This window comes from Streptomyces sp. NPDC058045 (assembly GCF_042885635.1).
GTDB lineage: Bacteria > Actinomycetota > Actinomycetes > Streptomycetales > Streptomycetaceae > Streptomyces.
On sequence record NZ_JBHVRR010000077.1, the window covers coordinates 1 to 18,579 of the forward strand.

Consider the following 18,579-nt stretch of genomic DNA (forward strand, 5'->3'; position numbering starts at 1 on the left):
TGGGGGCCCTCTCTCCCCCTCCCACCGCGCCTTGCCCAGCGGCCCCGCGTAGGCGGCAACGGGGGCCCGCCCCCCCCCCGCCCTATTGCCGGGACGGCGTACGTCCCCCCCGCCGTATGGGGCGGGGGGCACTTCGGGTGGGTGCACGGGAGCGCCGCGGCGGTTCCCGGTGGCCTGTTCAGACCTGGAGGGTGCGCGGCTTGAAGGCGGGGCGGCCGGATTCGTAGGTGGCGATGTCGCTCTCGTTCTGGAGCGTGATGCTGATGTCGTCAAGGCCGTTCAGCAGCCGCCAGCGGGAGTTCTCGTCGAGTTCGAAGGGGGCGGTGACGCCCTCGGCGCGTACCTCGCGGGCCTGGAGGTCGACCGTGATCTCGGCCTGCGGGTCGCGCTCCGCCAGCTCCCACAGCGCGTCCACGACCTTCTGCTCCAGGACGACCGTGAGCAGGCCGTTCTTCAGGGAGTTGCCGCGGAAGATATCGGCGAAGCGGGACGAGATGACCGTCTTGAAGCCGTAGTTCTGGAGCGCCCAGACGGCGTGCTCGCGGGAGGAGCCGGTGCCGAAGTCGGGGCCGGCGACGAGCACCGTGGCGCCCTCGTGCTCGGGCCGGTTCAGTACGAACTCCGGGTCCTTGCGCCAGGCCTCGAACAGCCCGTCCTCGAAGCCGTCCCGGGTGACCTTCTTCAGCCAGTGGGCGGGGATGATCTGGTCGGTGTCGACGTTGCTGCGGCGCAGCGGGACGGCCCGGCCGGTGTGGGTGGTGAAGGCTTCCATGGTTCTCAGACTCCAGCGGGCGTACGGACGTCGGCGTCGGACAGGTCGGCGGGCGAGGCGAGGTGGCCGAGGACCGCGGTGGCGGCGGCGACCTGCGGGGAGACCAGGTGGGTGCGGCCGCCCTTGCCCTGCCGTCCCTCGAAGTTGCGGTTGGAGGTGGACGCGGAGCGCTCGCCGGGGGCCAGTTGGTCGGGGTTCATACCGAGGCACATCGAGCAACCCGCGTGCCGCCACTCGGCTCCGGCGTCCTTGAACACCTTGTCCAGGCCCTCCTCGACGGCCTGGAGACCGACCCGCGCGGAGCCCGGAACCACCAGCATCCGTACGCCGTCGGCGACTTTGCGCCCCTCGACGATCGCGGCGGCGGCGCGCAGGTCCTCGATCCGGCCGTTGGTGCAGGAGCCTACGAAGACGGTGTCGACACCGATCTCGCGCAGCGGCTGCCCGGCGCTCAACCCCATGTATTCCAGGGCCTTTTCGGCCGCCAGCCGCTCCGAGGCGTCCTCGTACGAAGCGGGGTCGGGGACGGAGGCGGAGAGCGGGGCGCCCTGGCCCGGGTTGGTGCCCCAGGTGACGAACGGGGCGAGTTCCGCGGCGTCGATGACGACCTCCGCGTCGAACACCGCGTCCTCGTCGGTGCGCAGCGTCTTCCAGTACGCGACGGCGGCGTCCCAGTCCTCGCCCTCGGGGGCGTGGGCGCGGCCCTTGAGGTAGGCGAAGGTGGTCTCGTCGGGGGCGATCATGCCCGCGCGGGCACCGGCCTCGATGGACATGTTGCAGATGGTCATCCGGGCTTCCATCGACAGCTTCTCGATGGCGGAGCCGCGGTACTCCAGGATGTAGCCCTGGCCGCCGCCGGTGCCGATGCGCGCGATGATGGCGAGGATCAGGTCCTTGGCGGTGACGCCCTCGGGGAGTTCGCCGTCGACGGTGACGGCCATCGTCCTGGGACGGGCCAGGGGCAGCGTCTGGGTGGCGAGCACATGCTCGACCTGGGAGGTGCCGATGCCGAAGGCGAGCGCGCCGAAGGCACCGTGGGTGGAGGTGTGGGAGTCGCCGCAGACCACGGTGGTACCGGGCTGGGTCAGACCGAGCTGCGGGCCGACGACGTGCACCACGCCCTGCTCGACGTCGCCCAGCGGGTGCAGCCGCACACCGAAGTCGGCGCAGTTCTTGCGCAGGGTCTCCAACTGGGTGCGGGAGACCGGGTCCGCGATGGGCTTGTCGATGTCGAGGGTCGGGGTGTTGTGGTCCTCGGTGGCGATGGTGAGGTCGAGCCGTCGCACCCGGCGGCCGGTCTTGCGCAGGCCGTCGAAGGCCTGGGGGCTGGTCACCTCGTGCAGCAGGTGCAGATCGATGAAGAGGAGATCGGGCTCGCCCTCCGCGCGCCGGACGACGTGGTCGTCCCAGACCTTCTCCGCGAGTGTCCTACCCATCGCTTTCCCTCCGGCCGGCGTCGTCGCCCGGCCACAACTAGAGATCGGATGCCGCGCGCGCTCCCCCGGGCCGCGCCGGCCGTGCGTCCCCCGGGTCTTCGGGGCCGCCGTATCTACAGAGTGGCAAGTTCCACGGGAAATTGAACTTGCGTTTCACAAAGTGAGACGCAAGTATCGTTGCATGGACAACTCTAGCGGCGTAGGCGTTCTGGACAAGGCTGCCCTTGTCCTGGGCGCTCTGGAGTCCGGTCCGGCCACCCTCGCAGGGCTGGTCGCGGCCACCGGACTGGCACGGCCCACGGCCCACCGGCTGGCCGTGGCACTGGAGCACCACCGCATGGTGGCGCGGGACATGCAGGGCCGGTTCATCCTCGGCCCCCGGCTGGCCGAGCTGGCCGCCGCGGCCGGCGAGGACCGCCTCCTCGCCACGGCGGGACCGGTGCTCACCCACCTCCGCGATGTGACGGGCGAGAGCGCGCAGCTCTACCGGCGGCAGGGCGATATGCGGATCTGCGTGGCGGCCGCCGAGCGCCTCTCCGGTCTGCGGGACACCGTGCCGGTGGGCTCGACGCTCACCATGAAGGCGGGTTCCTCGGCGCAGATCCTGATGGCCTGGGAAGAGCCGGAGCGGCTCCATCGCGGGCTCCAGGGCGCGCGGTTCACGGCGACCGCGCTCTCCGGGGTACGGCGCCGCGGCTGGGCGCAGTCGATCGGCGAGCGGGAGCCGGGAGTGGCCTCGGTGTCGGCGCCGGTACGCGGCCCGTCGAACCGTGTGGTGGCCGCGGTCTCGGTGTCCGGCCCGATCGAGCGGCTGACGCGGCACCCGGGCCGGATGCACGCCCAGGCCATCATCGACGCGGCGGGCCGGCTCTCCGAAGCGCTGCGCCGCTCCGGCTGACCACCCCGCACCACCGGGCCGCGGACGCCCCCCGGCCCGCCCCCACCCCGTCCCCGAACCGGCCGGAGCCGCCTCAACGCCGCGGCGGCACCGGCCGGTTCACCGTTTTCCGGGGTCACGCCAAGGGGCGCCGGGGATACGGCTCGCAGAGTTCGGGCGAGCCACAGCGAGACAGAGGCGGAACGCCAAGTCAGCGCGCTGCGGGCGGAGTTGGGCCGGGAGAGGCGCCGTACAACGGGCCGCGGTGGCTTCGGCGGCGGATACGGCGATGGCCTCCCACCTGGGTGGGAGGCCATCGTCATCGGTTGTACCCCCGACCGGATTCGAACCGGCGCTACCGCCTTGAGAGGGCGGCGTGCTAGGCCGCTACACAACGGGGGCGAGATTCGCGCTCACTGCCGCGAACCGGCTGGGCTACCAGGACTCGAACCTAAACCAACTGAACCAGAATCAGCCGTGCTGCCAATTACACCATAGCCCAAAGTGGTCTAGACCAGCTAGACCCGCAGTACCCCCGACCGGATTCGAACCGGCGCTACCGCCTTGAGAGGGCGGCGTGCTAGGCCGCTACACAACGGGGGCTTTGCAGATGAGCTCTGCGAGCTGGCCTACCAGGACTCGAACCTAGACTAACTGAACCAGAATCAGTCGTGCTGCCAATTACACCATAGGCCACCGGAACACAACCCCCTGCCGGGAATTTCGTTCGGTTTTCGCGCTTCTGGGTCTGGACCTTGGTCCGCTCCCCTCGGCGCAGGAAGAACACTACCCGAAGGTCGACGGCGCTCCAAAACGGGTATCCGCGCGCAGCAGCGGGGGCAGTTCGGCGAGCGAGGCGATGCGGTGCACCCCGGACCTGGGCCGGGGACGGCCGTCCGCGGCGCCCAGGCGGTCCAGCCAGAACGAGTGCAGTCCCGCCTCCGCGGCCCCCCTCCCGTCGATCTCCGGATGGACCCCGACGTAGGCGACCTGGTCCGGTGGGAGGCGGAGCGCGTCGCAGGCGGCGTGGAAGGCGGCGGGCCGCGGCTTGGCGATGCCCAGTTCGGCGGCGCAGAGCACCGCCTCGAAGCGGTCCCGCACACCGAGCGCGCGCAGCTTGGGATCCTGGTGGGAGAGGCTGGAGTTGGACAGTACGGCGTGCCGGCAGAGCCCGGCGAGCGCGTCCAGGGCGGGCACCGCGTCGGGGAAGAGCGCCCAGGCCCGCCGGTAGTGCTCCAGGTAACCGCCGAACCAGTCCTCCGCCTCGGTGTCCGTCATCCGCTCGCCGAGGAACTCGCGGACCCGGTCCCGGCGCTGGCCCTCGTAGTCCGTCTCACCGGCGGCGAAGCGGGCCCAGTGGATCTCGGTGATCTCCCGCCACCGCAGGAGCACATCGCCGTCGCCCGCCTCGCGTCCCTGGGCCGCCAGGTACCCGCTGAGGGCGGCCCGGTCGGCACCGGTGTAGTCGAAGAGGGTGTCGTCCACGTCCCACACCACCGCACGGATGACCATGCCCCGACGGTACGCCGCGGGCCGCACCCCCGGTGCGGGGTGTCCGGCCCGCGGGACGTGCGGTACGGGTCAGGCGCCGCCCAGCTTCGCCAGTGCCGCGTCGATCCGGGCCAGGGTGCGGGGCTTGCCGAGGACCTCCAGGGACTCGAAGAGGGGCAGGCCCACGGTGCGGCCGGTGACGGCGACGCGGACGGGGGCCTGCGCCTTGCCGAGCTTCAGGCCGTGCTCCTCGCCCGCGGCCAGGACGGCGGCCTTGAGCTCCTCCGCCTTCCAGGTCTCGCCGTCAAGGGCGGCGAGGCGGGTGCGGGCGGTGGCCAGCAGCGCGTCGGAGCCCTCCTTCATCGCCTTCTTCCAGGAGGCCTCGTCCTCGACAGGCTCGGGCAGGAAGAGGAAGTCGACGTTGGCGGTGATGTCGGAGAGGACGGTGAGCCGGGTCTGGGCGTGCGGGGCGATCTCCTCGAAGGCGGCGCGGTCGAAGTCCTCGGGCGCCCAGGGGGCGTACGGGGCGTTCAGCCAGGGCTCGCAGGCCTCGGTGAAGGTCTTCGGGTCGAGCTGCCTGATGTGGTCGGCGTTGATCGCCTCGGCCTTCTTCAGGTCGAAGCGGGCCGGGTTGGGGTTGACGTCGGCGATGTCGAAGGCGGCGACCATCTCCTCGATCGAGAAGATGTCGCGGTCCGCGGAGAGCGACCAGCCCAGCAGCGAGAGGTAGTTCAGCAGGCCCTCGGGGAGGAAGCCGCGCTCCCGGTAGAGGTTGAGGGAGGACTGCGGGTCCCGCTTGGAGAGCTTCTTGTTGCCTTCGCCCATGACATAGGGGAGGTGGGCGAACTCCGGTACCCGGGTGGCCAGTTGGAGGTCGATCAGGGCCTCGTAGAGGGCGATCTGGCGGGGGGTGGAGGAGAGCAGGTCCTCGCCGCGCAGGACGTGGGTGATCTCCATCAGGGCGTCGTCGACCGGGTTGACCAGGGTGTAGAGCGGGGCGCCGTTGGCGCGGACGATGCCGTAGTCGGGGACGTTCTCCGGCTGGTAGGTGATCTCGCCGCGGACCAGGTCGGTGAAGGTGATCGCCCGGTCCGGCATCCGGAAGCGGACGATGGGCTGCCGGCCCTCGGCGCGGTAGGCCTCGGCCCGCTCCTCGGTGAGGTCGCGGCAGTGGCCGTCGTAGCCGGAGGGCTTGCCGGCGGCGCGGGCGGCCTCGCGGCGGGCGTCCAACTCCTCGGTGGAGCAGTAGCAGTGGTAGGCCCGGCCGGCGGCGAGCAGCTTCCGGGCGACGTCCCGGTAGACGTCCATCCGCTGGGACTGCCGGTACGGGGCGTGCGGGCCGCCGACCTCGGGGCCCTCGTCCCAGTCGAAGCCGAGCCAGCGCATGGCGTCGAGCAACTGCCGGTAGGACTCCTCGGAGTCGCGGGCCGCGTCGGTGTCCTCGATGCGGAAGACCAGAGTGCCCTGCTGGTGGCGGGCGAAGGCCCAGTTGAACAGGGCGGTGCGGACCAGGCCCACATGGGGGTTGCCGGTCGGCGAGGGACAGAAACGTACGCGGGTCGCGTTAGCCACGCTTGATCACCTTGTTGGTGAGAGTGCCGATGCCTTCGATGGTGACGGCGACTTCGTCGCCGGCGTTGAGGGGGCCGACTCCGGCCGGGGTGCCGGTGAGGATGACGTCGCCGGGCAGCAGGGTCATCGCCTCGGAGATGTTGACCACCAGGTCCTCGATGGGGTGGATCATCTCGCTGGTGCGGCCGAGTTGGCGCTGGCCGCCGTTGACGGTGCACTGGAGGGTGAGGTCGTTCGCCGCGGCCAGGTCGAGTCCGGTCTCCACCCACGGGCCGAGGGGGCAGGAGGAGTCAAAGCCCTTGGCGCGTGCCCACTGCTTCTCGCGGCGCTGTACGTCGCGGGCGGTGATGTCGTTGGCGCAGGTGTAGCCGAGGATCACGTCGGCGACGCGCTCCCGGGGCACCTCGCGGCACATCCGGCCGATGACCACGGCCAGTTCCGCCTCGTGGTGCAGCTCCTCGGAGAAGGACGGGTACGCGATCTCGTCGCCGGGTCCGATGACGGAGGTGGACGGCTTGAAGAAGGCGAACGGCGTCTCGGGCACCGTGTTGCCCAGTTCCTTCGCGTGGTCGCTGTAGTTGCGGCCGAAGGCGACGACCTTGTTGGGCAGTACCGGCGGCAGCAGGCGGACCTTGCTCACCGGCACCTTCGTCCCGGACAGCTCGAATTCGGCGAACGGGATGCCCTTGATGATGTCGAGGACGAGACCTTCGGTGCCGCCGCCGGCGGCGGTGTCGCCCTCGACCGCGCCGAAGGCGACATTGCCGTCGATGGAGAATCTGGCGATGCGCACGGGTTGCCTGTGCCCCTCACTGAGCCCGCTGGAGTCTGACGCTCCAGGCTAACGCGGGAGGGGCGCCCCACCGACCCGGGAGCCGGGCCGCCGGGGCCGCGTCAGCTCACGTCGACCACGCCGGGCTCGCGCCCGTCAGACCGCCGCGGCCTCGGCTGCTTCCCCGGTGGCGCCGGCCGCCGTGCCGGGGACCGTCATCAGCACGGTGCGGCGGGGGTTGGCGGTGTTGGCGGGGAGGTCGGCGGTGTGCTCCGGCTGCTCGGCCGACTGCAGTTCACCGCTGTCCTCAAGGTGGGCGAGGGTCGTGCGACGCGGGTTGGCTATGTTGCGGATGAGCAGCGTGGTCTTCATCGGGTGTCTGCGGCCTTCTCGGGTGGGGGGCGCCGCTCGCGGCCAGCCGTACCGGGGCCGTTTCGGGCGCCCTGTCGGTGGGCGGGAGAGCGGGCGGCACTCGACAGAAACGCCCGCTGTGTAAAGCGTCAGGCTAAACATCCGCTTCCCGGCCGAAGACGCTAAGTAGCCATGATCTTCATGTGAGTTTCCTCACGGATCTTGGAACAAACGGAGCATATCCGCCCGTCTCCTCGAGGGCGGGAAACGGACATTGCACCATCGAAGCCGGTTTCCCGTTACCGATCATGACGTCGCGAACACATCACCGCACCCCCGCACGCGCCCGGTTCGCCCCCATTGACGGTGGAACGTTTTCCACAGCTCGTGACGCTCTCGACACATGGCGTCACGGTGGTCACAGGCTGGGACATGGGCCTTGTTGGAGATCCTGCTCTGTGCTGGAATTCCCCGGAACCGCCGCGGGTAAGGAGCCGGCGCGCCGGGGCGCACAGCAGCGCCGAGTGGCGGCGAAGGAGGGGGAGCAGCGCCGGTTCACTGACGACCACCGGGGTGCCACGGCGCCCCACGACGCCGACACCGTCCCACCGTGCGAGCGGAGGGGCGCCTGGTCCAGAGGTTGCGACGCTAGTGCAGGGACGTTTCAAGAGGGATGGCAGCGCTTCGGCCGAGCCGGAGCCGCGCGGCGAGACTGACCCCACGTCAGTCGGCTCCTCGCCCCAGCACGCCCCGACGCAGACCCAGCGGCCGTCGGGCAAGGGCGGCGCACCGCTCGGCGGCAGTGGCGGTGGCGGTGGCAAGGACGGCGACTCCGCGAGTCCGCCGGCCGATGTGAAGCCGGCGCCGGGTCCCAAGTCCGGTTCGGCCGGCACCGGTTCGCGGCTCGCGCTGCGCAACTGGCGTATCTCCACCCGGCTGGTGTCCCTGCTGGCGCTGCCTGTGGTCGCCGCGACCTCCCTCGGCGCGGTCCGCATCAACCAGAACATGGACGACATCCAGCAGCTCGACAACATGAAGCTGCTGACGGAGTTGACCAAGCAGGCCACCCAGCTGGCCACCGCCCTCCAGGAGGAGCGGGACCGCTCGGCAGGTCCCCTCGCCCACGGCACCGGCACCAGCGCCTACGACGTGACGCGAACGCGGGCCGTGACCGACAAGCACAAGGACGAGTTCTCCGACGAGACCAGGAAGATCGACGAGGCCGGCAAGAAGAGCAAGACGAAGGATCTGCTCGGCGTCCGGACCAGCATCACCCAGGTCTCCGGCCAGCTCAACGACCTCCAGGAAATCCGCAGCCGGGCCTACCAGGACCCGTCCTCCTCCCTGCAGACGATCGACGCCTACAGTCAGCTCATCGAGCAACTGCTGAACCTGTCCCAGGACATGGCGCAGGCCACCAGCAATCCGGAGATGGTCCAGCGCACCCGCGCCCTGGCCGCGTTCTCCACCGCCAAGGAGTACGCCTCGGTGCAGCGGGCCGTGATCGCCGCCGCCCTGCCGCCGAACAGCAAGGACCCCGGCAAGCTCTCCGAGACCGATCGGCACTACGGGTTCGCGGCCCACACCAAGGAGGCTTCCAGACTGCAGGCCTTCTCCGCCATCTACGACGGCGACGCCCAGGGCAACGGCGGGGACACCTCCGACGAACTGCTGATGCCGATCAACAACGGCAACCCCACCATCAAGGAAGCCGACACCTACGCCGACCGCGTCCTGCGCCAGCGGGACGGGTTGAAGATCCAGGAGAAGCGGTCCTACAAGGACTGGGTGGACGCCGACTCCACCAAGATCCAAGCCATGATCAAGATCGAGGGATCCCTGCTCAGCGACATGGAGCAGAAGGCCCGGAACCTGCGCAACGAGTCCAAGCAGAGCGCGATCATCTCGGGTGTCCTGATCCTGCTCGTGCTCGGCGTCTCGATAGTCGGCGCCTTCCTGGTCGGCCGCTCCATGATCCGCTCGCTGCGCCGGCTCCAGGACACCGCGACCCGCGTCGCCCAGGACCGCCTGCCCGAGCTGGTCAAGCAGCTCTCGGATTCGGACCCGCAGGATGTCGACACCTCCGTCGCGTCGGTCGGCGCGCACTCCCGCGACGAGATCGGCAAGGTGGCCGCGGCCTTCGACGACGTGCACCGCGAGGCGGTCCGGCTGGCCGCCGAGCAGGCCCTGCTGCGGGGCAACGTCAACGCGATGTTCACCAACCTCTCGCGCCGCAGCCAGGGCCTCATCCAGCGCCAGTTGTCGCTGATCTCCGAGCTGGAGTCCCGCGAGGCCGACCCGGACCAGCTCTCCTCGCTCTTCAAGCTGGACCACCTGGCGACCCGTATGCGCCGCAACGGCGAGAACCTGCTGGTGCTCGCCGGTGAGGAGCCCGGCCGCCGCTGGACCCGCCCCGTCCCGCTGGTCGACGTGCTCCGTGCGGCGGCCTCCGAGGTGGAGCAGTACGAGCGGATCGAGCTGGCCTCGGTGCCCGCCACCGAGGTCGCCGGCCGGGTCGTCAACGACCTGGTGCACCTGCTCGCCGAGCTGCTGGAGAACGCCACTTCGTTCTCCTCCCCGCAGACCAAGGTCAAGGTCACCGGTCACGCCCTGCCCGACGGCCGGGTGCTGATCGAGATCCACGACACCGGTATCGGCCTCTCCCCCGAGGATCTGGCCTCCATCAACGAGCGGCTCGCCTCGCCACCCACCGTGGATGTGTCGGTCTCCCGCCGGATGGGCCTCTTCGTGGTCGGCCGCCTCTCGCAGCGGCACGGCATCCGCATCCAGCTCCGGCCGTCCGACTCCGGTGGTACGACCGCGCTGGTCATGCTGCCGGTCGAGGTGGCGCAGGGCGGGCGCAAGGTACCGGGCAAGCCGGGTGGCGGTCCGGCCGCCGCGCAGGCCGCGGCCGGTGCCGCGGAGGCCCGCCGCAACGCGGGCGCCGGCGGCGGCGGTGCCTCCCTGCTGGAGTCCTCCCGCTCCACCCGGCTCGTCACTCCGCAGCGCGGCCGGCGCGGCGAGGTCGGCGCGGGTTCCGGCCCGCGTGCGGCGCTGCCCGCCCGGGACAGCGGCCGCAGCGAGCGCGAGGGCGGCCTGCCGACCCGCGAACCGCAGACCGGTGGCCTGCCCACCCGCGAGCCGCAGGGCAACCTGCCCGGCCGCGAGCGTGCGACGCCGTCGACCGGGGTGAACCTCTTCGGCGGCCCCGCCACCCCGCAGGGCGGCCCCGGCACTCCCCGGCAGGACCGGTACCCGATGGCCGGCGCCTTCGGGCACCAGGCGGCCGCCGCCCAGGACCAGGGGTCCGCCCAGGACCTCGGCCCGGTGCAGGATCTCGGTCCGGCCGGTATCGGCGGGCCCGGGAGCCGCGGTCCGGTGCCGCCGCAGCAGCGCACCGGGGACGCCCAGGAGCCGGGCCGCAGGCCGGAGTTGCCGGCGCGCGGCGGTCCGCGTGCCGAGCTGCCCGGCGGCAACTCCCAGCCCCGGGTGCCGAGTTGGAGCGAGGCCGGCGAACGTCCGGCGCTGCCCGGCGCCCAGGACGGCCCGCGCGGCCACGAGGAGCACCAGGCCCAGGACACCCGCCAGGACGCCTATGCCGGGTACGACGAGCGGCAGGGCCCCGGTTCCACGGCGCAGTTGCCGCGGATCACGGAGGACCGGGAGCCGCCGCGGGGCGACACCGACACCGCGCAGTTCCCCCGTATCGACGCCCGGCAGGGACCGCCGGCGGGCCTCCCGCAGCGCGGCGGATCCCAGGGCGACGGCACCTTCGTCCGCTCCGATGTCTTCGGCGGCCGGGGCGAGTCCACCGGCTCGTACCCGAGGCCCCAGGAGCCGCAGCAGGCCCGCGCCGACCTCGACGCCGGCCGCCAGGGCTACGACCGCGGGGCTCACGGCAACTCCGGCCATGACGGCGGTGGTTACGACACCGGCGGCTACGACCGCTACCCGGACCAGGATCCGTCCGGCACCGGGCAGTTCGCCCAGCTCGGCCAAGACCCTTCCGGTACAGGCCAGTTCGCCCAACTCGGCCAAGGTCCGTCCGACACCGGCCAGTTCGCGCTGTCGGGCCAGGACCTCTCCCGCACGGGCGAGTACCAGCGACCCGGCCAGGACCCGTCCAGCACAGGCCAGTTCACACGGCCCGGTCAAGACCCGTCCAGCACAGGCCAGTTCACACGCCCCGGTCAAGACCCGTCCAGCACAGGCCAGTTCACACGGCCCGGCCAAGACCCGTCCGGTACCGGTGAGTTCGAGCGGCCCGGGTTCCCCGGGGACCGGTGGCCCGCGGTGCAGCGGCGGCCGGAGCCGGAGGCGCTGCCGCCGGCCCAGAGCCCCGGCGACGGACGTACCCCGCTCTACGACAACCTGATGGAGACCAGTTGGTTCCGCGGTGGTCAGGGCGACCCGGCCGCGGGCCGGCAGGCGGATCCCGGGCCCCAGCAGGCCCAGCCAGAGACTCCGGACGCCACCGTGCGGCCGGCGACCATACCGGGCGGCCCCGGTGTCCTGGGCACGCCCCAGGCCCCCGCGGGCACGACCGGTACGGGGCGTGCCAACGGCGCGCACAGTACGAACGGTTCAGCTGGTCCGGGCGCCGCGGGCGACCAGGGCGGGGCCTCCCCCACCTGGCGTTCCTCGCCCAACGACGAACTGGGCCGGCAGGCCGAGCGGGTCCGGCAGCCGTCGGCCGGCGGGGTCACCACGTCCGGGCTGCCGCGCCGGGTGCCGCGGGCGAACCTCGTCGCGGGCACGGCTCAGCAGCAGCAGCACCAGACCGGTCCGCAGGTGTCGCGTGCGCCTGATGACGTACGCGGCCGGCTGACCAATCTCCGTCGGGGCATCCAGCAGGGGCGGCAGGCCGGCAACGGCCCGTCGACCGGCAGCTTCCCGAGCCCCACTCACCAGCAGGAGCGTTAGTTGAGCCCGATGAGCCAGGCGGCACAGAACCTGAACTGGTTGATCACCAACTTCGTGGAGAACACCCCCGGGGTGTCCCACACCGTGGTGGTCTCCGCCGACGGACTTCTTCTGGCCATGTCCGAAGGCTTCCCGCGCGACCGTGCCGACCAACTGGCCGCGGTCGCCTCCGGCCTGACCTCGTTGACGGCGGGCGCGTCCCGCATCTTCGAGGGCGGGGCGGTCAACCAGACGGTGGTGGAGATGGAGCGGGGGTTCCTCTTCATCATGTCCGTCTCGGACGGTTCCTCACTGGCCGTCCTTGCCCACCCGGAGTGCGACATCGGCCTGGTGGGATACGAGATGGCGTTGCTGGTGGACCGGGCGGGTGCGGTGCTGACACCGGACCTGCGTGCGGAACTTCAGGGAAGCCTGCTTCACTAGTCAGCCACAACGCTCCACCTCGTCCGCAAGACCGTCAACGACTCAGGAACGACCCCACCGTCCGGCCGCCAACTCCAGTCCCCCCACCGGCTCTGTCAGACGGCACGCAGACCTCTTGCTGTCCCGCCCGGAGGATTCATGACCCCGCCCACCGCCTCTCACGATCCGTACGGAGCGTCTCACCATGCGTCGTACGGCGCGGAAGGCGACCAGCCGTTGGTGCGTCCCTACGCGATGACCAACGGCCGGACCAGGCCGCGTTACCAGCTCGCCATCGAGGCGCTGGTGAGCACGACCGCAGACCCGGCCCAGCTGATGGGCCTGCTGCCGGAACACCAGCGGATCTGCCACCTGTGCCGCGAGGTGAAGTCGGTGGCCGAGGTCTCGGCTCTGCTGTCGATGCCGCTCGGCGTCGCCCGGATCCTCGTGGCCGACCTGGCCGAGGCCGGGCTGGTCGCCATCCACCAGCCCGGCGGGGACGAGAACGCAGGCGGTCAGCCGGATGTGACACTGCTCGAAAGGGTGCTCAGTGGACTTCGCAAGCTCTGACGGGGGTCGCCAGACGACCTCTGCCAAGATCGTGGTGGCCGGCGGTTTCGGCGTGGGGAAAACCACGTTCGTCGGCGCGGTCTCGGAGATCAACCCGCTGCGTACCGAGGCCGTGATGACCTCGGCCTCAGCAGGCATCGACGACCTCACCCACACCGGAGACAAGACCACCACCACGGTGGCCATGGACTTCGGCCGCATCACCCTCGACCAGGACCTCATCCTCTACCTCTTCGGCACCCCCGGACAGGACCGCTTCTGGTTCATGTGGGACGACCTCGTCCGCGGCGCCATCGGAGCCGTCGTCCTCGTCGACACCCGCCGCCTCGCCGACTGCTTCCCCGCCGTCGACTACTTCGAGAACAGCGGACTCCCCTTCGTCATCGCCCTCAACGGCTTCGACGGCCACCAGCCGTACACCCCCGACGAAGTACGGGAAGCGCTCCAGATCGGGCCCGACACCCCCATCATCACCACCGACGCGCGCCACCGCGGCGACGCCAAGAGCGCGCTCATCACCCTGGTCGAGCACGCCCTGATGGCCCGATTGCGATAGCCCGCAGCGGGCTGCCGTGGTAGCGCGGAGCCCGTTCACGGTACGGATTCCGTGGTGATCAACTGGCTTGATCTCTACGGAAGTTGTCGTAGCCGAACCGGAGGCCGACTGTGTCCTTTGACACGGTCGGCCTCGGCGTTCATAACGTTTCAACAAGCAATCACCGGGCCGTCGCCACGCGCAGCGTTCGCCCGATGTCCCTGAGCTCACATGAGCCCCGCCTTTTGGTGGGGCTTGTTTTTTATGCCCGATTTATCCATGGCTTTTGGCGCAACTCGCTTCCCTCACACAATGTTTGGCGCACTACCGGCTGACGTGCTGGAATTCCGTGAACTGCCCGGTAGCAAGGGTGCGGAAGTCAGCGGCACAGGGGTCTGGTGCCGACGCCGAGAGGTTGTTGGTCGAGTGAGGCGAAGCAAGAACGGTCCCGCGCCGCGGGCACGGGGCAACTTCACGCCGCCACCGCGCGCGGCTGTCTCCACCGCGGACGCACCTGCCGCGGAGCCGCTGCCCGATCCGGGTGGCCGATTCTCGCCCCGCAACTGGCGGGTGCCGACGCGGCTGAACGCGATCCTGCTCATCCCCGTCCTGGTCGGCCTCCTCATGGGCGGCTTCCAGGTCAAGGGCTCCATCGACACCTGGAGAGAGGCGAAGGACGCGGAGCACACCGCCCGCCTGGTGCGCGCCGCCCTCACCTACGGCCATCGGCTGATAGACGAACGCGACATCTCCGCGGCCCCCCTGCTCAAGGGCAAGCGGAACGATCCTGCAGTACGGCGGGCCCGAGCCGCCACCGACCAGGCCGCCCAGGACTTCGAGCGGGCCGCCACCGATATGCCGCACACCCCCGGCCTGGACCGGCGGATGACCGACTTCCACGAGGTGGAGCCGCGGCTGTCCAAGCTGCGCGCCGACGCCTACACCGCCAAGCTCCCCGGCGTGAAGACCGAGGAAGACTACGTCGCCATCCAGCACCCGCTGATGGAGTTCGCCAACGAACTCGGCCTGGGCACCGGCAACATCACCAGCTACGGCCGCACCGTCTACGCCATCTCGCTGTCCAAGGCGGCGCTCTCCCTGGAGCGCTCCATCGGGATGCACATGCTGACCAAGCCCGGTCCGGGCGACGACTCCCTGGCGAAGCAGCGGGTGGCCCTCGGCTCGTACGCTTATCTGGAGGGCATCGCCGTCGAGGAGTACACCTCCGGCGGCACCCCGGGGGACCTGGCGCGGCTGACCGCGGCGCAGAAGAAGGCCGAGGCGGACGGTGAGAAGGCGGCCGGACGGGTCGGCGCGGAGGCCGAGAAGCAGGGTGAGCGCTATGTGCCGCCGCCCTCCGCCAAGGCCATGGTGGGCGCGCTCTCCGTACTGCCGGACACCAAGCCGGCCGCCCGCACCGCACTCGCCGCGAAGGGGATCACCCCGGCCAACTTCTGGGCCGTGAACACCGCCAAGTTCGACTCGTACCGCACCATCGAGTCCGGCCTCGCGGACAAGGCGGCGAGCGAGGCCGCCGGGATCGCGGACAAGGCCAAGCGGGACACCTTCATCACCGCGGGCGTCGTCCTGGTGGCGCTGCTCGCCGCGTTCGTACTGGCCGGTCTGATGGCGCGGCAGATGAGCCGCAGTATGCGCCGGCTGCGCACCGCCGCCTTCGCGGTGGCCGAGCAGCGGCTGCCGATGCTGGTGGACCAGTTGTCGCGTACCGATCCGGGCCGGGTCGACACCCGGGTGCGGCCCATCCCGATCTCCTCCACGGACGAGATCGGCGAGGTGGCCCGCGCCTTCGACCAGGTACACCGGGAGGCGGTCCGGCTCGCCTCCGAGCAGGCGCTGCTGCGGGGCAACATCAACGCGATCTTCACCAATCTGTCGCGCCGCAACCAGTCGCTGATCGAAGGCCAGTTGACGGTGATCACCGAACTGGAGAACAACGAGGCCGACCCGGACCAGCTGGAGAACCTCTTCCGGCTCGACCACCTGGCGACCCGGATGCGCCGCAACGGCGAGAACCTGCTGGTCCTCGCCGGGGAGGAGCCCGGCCGCCGCTGGGACCAGCCGGTGCCGCTGGTGGACGTACTGCGCGCGGCCTCCGCCGAGGTGGAGAAGTACCACCGGATCGAGCTGGAGGGCGTGCCGGACGCGGAGATCCACGGCCTGGCCGTGACCGACCTGGTGCATCTGCTGGCGGAGCTGCTGGAGAACGCCACCACCTTCTCCTCGCCGCAGACCAAGGTCCGGGTCACCGCGACCCGGCTGCCCGACGGCCGCGTCATGATCGAGATCCACGACAAGGGTATCGGGCTCACCTCCGAGGACTTCGCCGAGCTGAACCACAAACTCGCCAACCCGCCCACCGTGGACGTGGCCATCTCCCAGCGCATGGGCCTCTATGTGGTCGGCCGGCTCTCCGCCCGCCACGGCATCCGCGTCCAGTTGCGGCCCTCCGGCGAACAGGCGGGCACCACCTCGCTGGTGATGCTGCCCGAGATCATCACCCAGGGTGGCGGCGGCCGACAGCAGCCCGCGGACGGTGAGTTCACCGCCTCCTCCGCCCTGCTGCGCGGGGAACGCCGCGCGGCCCTGGAGGCCCAGCCCACCCCGGCCCCCGACCAGCAGCCCCAGCCGGACCCCACCCCCCAGCCCGGCCTGGAAGACCCCACCGGCCACCAGGACCCCACCAGCTACGACCAGTCCGCCTACACCCAGCCCACCGCGTACGACCAGCCCACCGGGTACGACCAGCCCACCGGGTACGACCAGTCCGCCCCCTACGCCGACCCCGCCGCGTACAACGGCCAGCCCGGCAACGGCTATTCACCCGACGGCCACTCCCCCGGCACCGATTGGCAGGCGTACCACGGAGAGCCGTACGCCCCGGCCGCAGAGGCCTACCCCCAGCCCGTCGACGGCTATGACGGCTATGACGGCTACCCCGCGACCGGAGAGGCCGGAGACGGCTACGCGGCGACCGCAGACGGCTACCCCGCGCCCGGTGACGACTATGCGCAGCCACAGCACCCGGAACCCGGCGATCCGCTCCTGGCCGGGCCGGTCCACAACGTCGACGACGGGCAGCGCATGGACTACGGCGTCAACGGCAACGCAAGCCCCAACAGCGGTTACCTCAGCGGCAGTTACCCGGTCGGGCCGGATTCGTCCCCGGGCACTGCCGCCCAGGACCACGACGGCGTAGGCTGCGACCAGCAGGGTCCGGCTCCGAGCACCCCCCACGCGGTGACCGACGCGGGCCTGCCGCGCCGCGGCCCGTCCGCGAACGGCAGTGAGGACACCGCGCCGACCGAGGGCTGGCGGTCGCCCAACGACGAACGTTGGCGGCGCGCCGAGCAGTTGCGCGAGCCCAAGGCCGGCGGGGTGACCCCGTCGGGCCTGCCTCGGCGGGTGCCCAAGGCCAATCTGGTCGACGGCACCGCGGAACAGAACCCGCAGGGCGGCCCCCAGGTCTCCCGCGCCCCCGAGGACGTCCGGGGCAGGCTGAGCAACCTGCACCGCGGTGTCCAGCGGGGACGCAGCGCAGGAAGTGACACGAACGGCCAGGCCATTGGCGATCCGCACAGTGGTCCTGACAGCACCTACGACCAGGAGCGTTAGTGTGAGCCCGATGAGCCAGGCGGCACAGAACCTGAACTGGTTGATCACCAACTTCGTGGAGAACACCCCCGGGGTGTCCCACACCGTGGTGGTCTCCGCCGACGGACTTCTTCTGGCGATGTCCGAAGGCTTCCCCCGCGACCGCGCCGACCAACTGGCCGCCGTCGCCTCCGGTTTGACCTCGCTGACCGCGGGCGCCTCCCGTATCTTCGAGGGCGGCGGTGTGAATCAGACAGTTGTGGAGATGGAGCGGGGATTCCTCTTCATCATGTCCATCTCGGACGGCTCCTCGCTCGCGGTACTCGCACACCCGGAAGCGGACATCGGCCTCATCGGGTACGAGATGGCACTTCTCGTCGACCGCGCGGGCACCGTCCTCACCCCCGACCTCCGGGCCGAACTCCAGGGCAGTCTTCTCAACTGACGTAGCAGCAATGCCTTTCCGCCGTCCCTGCCCGTAAGGTTTCGGGGACGCGGTCCCCGTTCGGTGCCCGGCAGTCGGAGGAGGAAAACGTGACAACACCCCAGGACGGTCCGTCTTCGGCGCACTGGCCCCGCGGGGCCGCACAGCCGGGGGGTGACGGCTCACAGCACCGCTACACGCACCCCTCCGCCCCCGGTGGCCACCGCGGCACCCCCTACCCGCCCCAGCCCCCGTACCAGTACGAACAACCGCGCTCCCCCCGTATCCAGCCGTACGAGCCGCCGCAGCACATCCCGGAGGAAGCGCCCTCCAACCGTGCCAACCCGCTGGTACGGCCGTACGCGATGACCAACGGCCGGACCAGGCCGCGCTACCAGCTCGCCATCGAGGCGCTGGTGCACACCACCGCGCAGCCGCACCAGTTGCAGGGCCAACTGCCCGAGCACCAGCGGATCTGCCACCTGTGCCGGGAGATCAAGTCGATCGCTGAGATCTCGGCACTTCTCACCATTCCTCTGGGCGTTGCCCGGATCCTCGTGGCCGACCTGGCCGAGGCCGGACTCGTCGCCATCCACCAGCCGGGCGGGGACGAGAACGCGGGAGGCCAGCCAGACGTGACACTGCTCGAAAGGGTGCTCAGTGGACTTCGCAAGCTCTAGCGGCGGGACCGCCAGATCGACCACCAGCGCGAAGATCGTGGTGGCCGGCGGTTTCGGCGTGGGCAAGACCACGTTCGTCGGCGCGGTCTCGGAGATCAACCCGCTGCGTACCGAGGCCGTGATGACCTCGGCCTCAGCAGGCATCGACGACCTCACCCACAC

14 protein-coding genes, 4 tRNA genes and 1 pseudogene are annotated in these 18,579 nt (G+C 70.8%); 9 read left to right on the forward strand and 10 right to left on the reverse strand.

The window, feature by feature from the left end:
- Positions 1-178 precede the first annotated feature (178 nt).
- The gene (gene leuD / locus ACFVST_RS27625; RefSeq protein WP_390156320.1) at positions 179-772 is read right to left on the reverse strand and encodes a 3-isopropylmalate dehydratase small subunit; all 594 of its coding nucleotides are present in this window, start codon (positions 770-772) and stop codon (positions 179-181) included.
- A 5-nt stretch (positions 773-777) separates the two neighbouring features.
- Positions 778-2,208 carry a 3-isopropylmalate dehydratase large subunit gene (gene leuC, locus ACFVST_RS27630; RefSeq protein WP_390156321.1) on the reverse strand — a complete coding sequence of 477 codons (1,431 nt, stop codon included), beginning with the start codon at positions 2,206-2,208 and terminating at the stop codon, positions 778-780.
- A gap of 181 nt (positions 2,209-2,389) precedes the next feature.
- Between leuC and ndgR the strand changes: the two genes are divergently transcribed.
- Positions 2,390-3,106, forward strand: coding sequence for an IclR family transcriptional regulator NdgR (gene ndgR / locus ACFVST_RS27635; protein WP_390156322.1), 717 nt, complete (start codon positions 2,390-2,392; stop codon positions 3,104-3,106).
- Positions 3,107-3,414: 308 nt separating this feature from the next.
- Here the strand turns inward: ndgR and ACFVST_RS27640 are convergent.
- From ACFVST_RS27640 to ACFVST_RS27675, 8 genes are all read right to left on the reverse strand, one after another.
- A tRNA-Glu gene (locus ACFVST_RS27640) sits at positions 3,415-3,487 on the reverse strand.
- 28 nt (positions 3,488-3,515) lie between these two features.
- Positions 3,516-3,587, reverse strand: a tRNA-Gln gene (locus tag ACFVST_RS27645).
- A gap of 28 nt (positions 3,588-3,615) precedes the next feature.
- Positions 3,616-3,688, reverse strand: a tRNA-Glu gene (locus tag ACFVST_RS27650).
- Positions 3,689-3,709: 21 nt separating this feature from the next.
- A tRNA-Gln gene (locus tag ACFVST_RS27655) sits at positions 3,710-3,781 on the reverse strand.
- Positions 3,782-3,871: 90 nt separating this feature from the next.
- Positions 3,872-4,597, reverse strand: coding sequence for an HAD family hydrolase (locus ACFVST_RS27660; RefSeq protein WP_390156323.1), 726 nt, complete (start codon positions 4,595-4,597; stop codon positions 3,872-3,874).
- Between the two features lie 69 nt (positions 4,598-4,666).
- Complete coding sequence (gltX, locus tag ACFVST_RS27665) at positions 4,667-6,148, reverse strand: glutamate--tRNA ligase (RefSeq protein WP_390156324.1); 1,482 nt, start codon at positions 6,146-6,148, stop codon at positions 4,667-4,669.
- Positions 6,141-6,941, reverse strand: a complete 801-nt coding sequence (locus ACFVST_RS27670; RefSeq protein ID WP_390156325.1) for a fumarylacetoacetate hydrolase family protein — start codon at positions 6,939-6,941, stop codon at positions 6,141-6,143. Before ACFVST_RS27670 ends, gltX begins: the two co-directional genes overlap by 8 nt.
- Before the next feature lie 135 nt (positions 6,942-7,076).
- Positions 7,077-7,292: a hypothetical protein gene (locus tag ACFVST_RS27675; RefSeq protein ID WP_390156326.1), complete on the reverse strand. Its 216-nt coding sequence runs from the start codon at positions 7,290-7,292 to the stop codon at positions 7,077-7,079.
- Between the two features lie 630 nt (positions 7,293-7,922).
- Here ACFVST_RS27675 and ACFVST_RS27680 point away from each other — a divergent pair.
- The 8 genes and pseudogenes from ACFVST_RS27680 to ACFVST_RS27715 all read left to right on the forward strand — a co-directional run.
- Positions 7,923-12,194, forward strand: coding sequence for a nitrate- and nitrite sensing domain-containing protein (locus ACFVST_RS27680; protein WP_390156327.1), 4,272 nt, complete (start codon positions 7,923-7,925; stop codon positions 12,192-12,194).
- Positions 12,195-12,617, forward strand: coding sequence for a roadblock/LC7 domain-containing protein (locus ACFVST_RS27685; protein WP_390156328.1), 423 nt, complete (start codon positions 12,195-12,197; stop codon positions 12,615-12,617).
- A 138-nt stretch (positions 12,618-12,755) separates the two neighbouring features.
- The gene (locus tag ACFVST_RS27690) at positions 12,756-13,166 is read left to right on the forward strand and encodes a DUF742 domain-containing protein (protein WP_390156329.1); all 411 of its coding nucleotides are present in this window, start codon (positions 12,756-12,758) and stop codon (positions 13,164-13,166) included.
- The gene (locus tag ACFVST_RS27695) at positions 13,147-13,722 is read left to right on the forward strand and encodes an ATP/GTP-binding protein (RefSeq protein ID WP_390156330.1); all 576 of its coding nucleotides are present in this window, start codon (positions 13,147-13,149) and stop codon (positions 13,720-13,722) included. Before ACFVST_RS27690 ends, ACFVST_RS27695 begins: the two co-directional genes overlap by 20 nt.
- 405 nt (positions 13,723-14,127) lie before the next feature.
- On the forward strand, positions 14,128-17,334 hold the full coding sequence (locus ACFVST_RS27700; protein WP_390156331.1) for a nitrate- and nitrite sensing domain-containing protein: 3,207 nt from the start codon (positions 14,128-14,130) through the stop codon (positions 17,332-17,334).
- A 10-nt stretch (positions 17,335-17,344) separates the two neighbouring features.
- On the forward strand, positions 17,345-17,758 hold the full coding sequence (locus tag ACFVST_RS27705) for a roadblock/LC7 domain-containing protein (protein ID WP_390156332.1): 414 nt from the start codon (positions 17,345-17,347) through the stop codon (positions 17,756-17,758).
- Positions 17,759-17,847: 89 nt separating this feature from the next.
- The gene (locus tag ACFVST_RS27710; RefSeq protein ID WP_390156333.1) at positions 17,848-18,417 is read left to right on the forward strand and encodes a DUF742 domain-containing protein; all 570 of its coding nucleotides are present in this window, start codon (positions 17,848-17,850) and stop codon (positions 18,415-18,417) included.
- Positions 18,398-18,579, forward strand: a pseudogene (locus tag ACFVST_RS27715) (ATP-binding protein); the annotation flags it as partial. The gene ACFVST_RS27710 and the pseudogene ACFVST_RS27715, both read left to right, overlap by 20 nt.

Coding starts and splice junctions, on each gene's coding strand:
- ACFVST_RS27675 (WP_390156326.1), bottom strand. CDS start 7,292: ATGAAGACCACGCTGCTCATCCGCAACATAGCCAACCCGCGTCGCACG.
- ACFVST_RS27705 (WP_390156332.1), top strand. CDS start 17,345: ATGAGCCAGGCGGCACAGAACCTGAACTGGTTGATCACCAACTTCGTG.
- ndgR (WP_390156322.1), top strand. CDS start 2,390: ATGGACAACTCTAGCGGCGTAGGCGTTCTGGACAAGGCTGCCCTTGTC.
- leuD (WP_390156320.1), bottom strand. CDS start 772: ATGGAAGCCTTCACCACCCACACCGGCCGGGCCGTCCCGCTGCGCCGC.
- ACFVST_RS27660 (WP_390156323.1), bottom strand. CDS start 4,597: ATGGTCATCCGTGCGGTGGTGTGGGACGTGGACGACACCCTCTTCGAC.
- ACFVST_RS27690 (WP_390156329.1), top strand. CDS start 12,756: ATGACCCCGCCCACCGCCTCTCACGATCCGTACGGAGCGTCTCACCAT.
- leuC (WP_390156321.1), bottom strand. CDS start 2,208: ATGGGTAGGACACTCGCGGAGAAGGTCTGGGACGACCACGTCGTCCGG.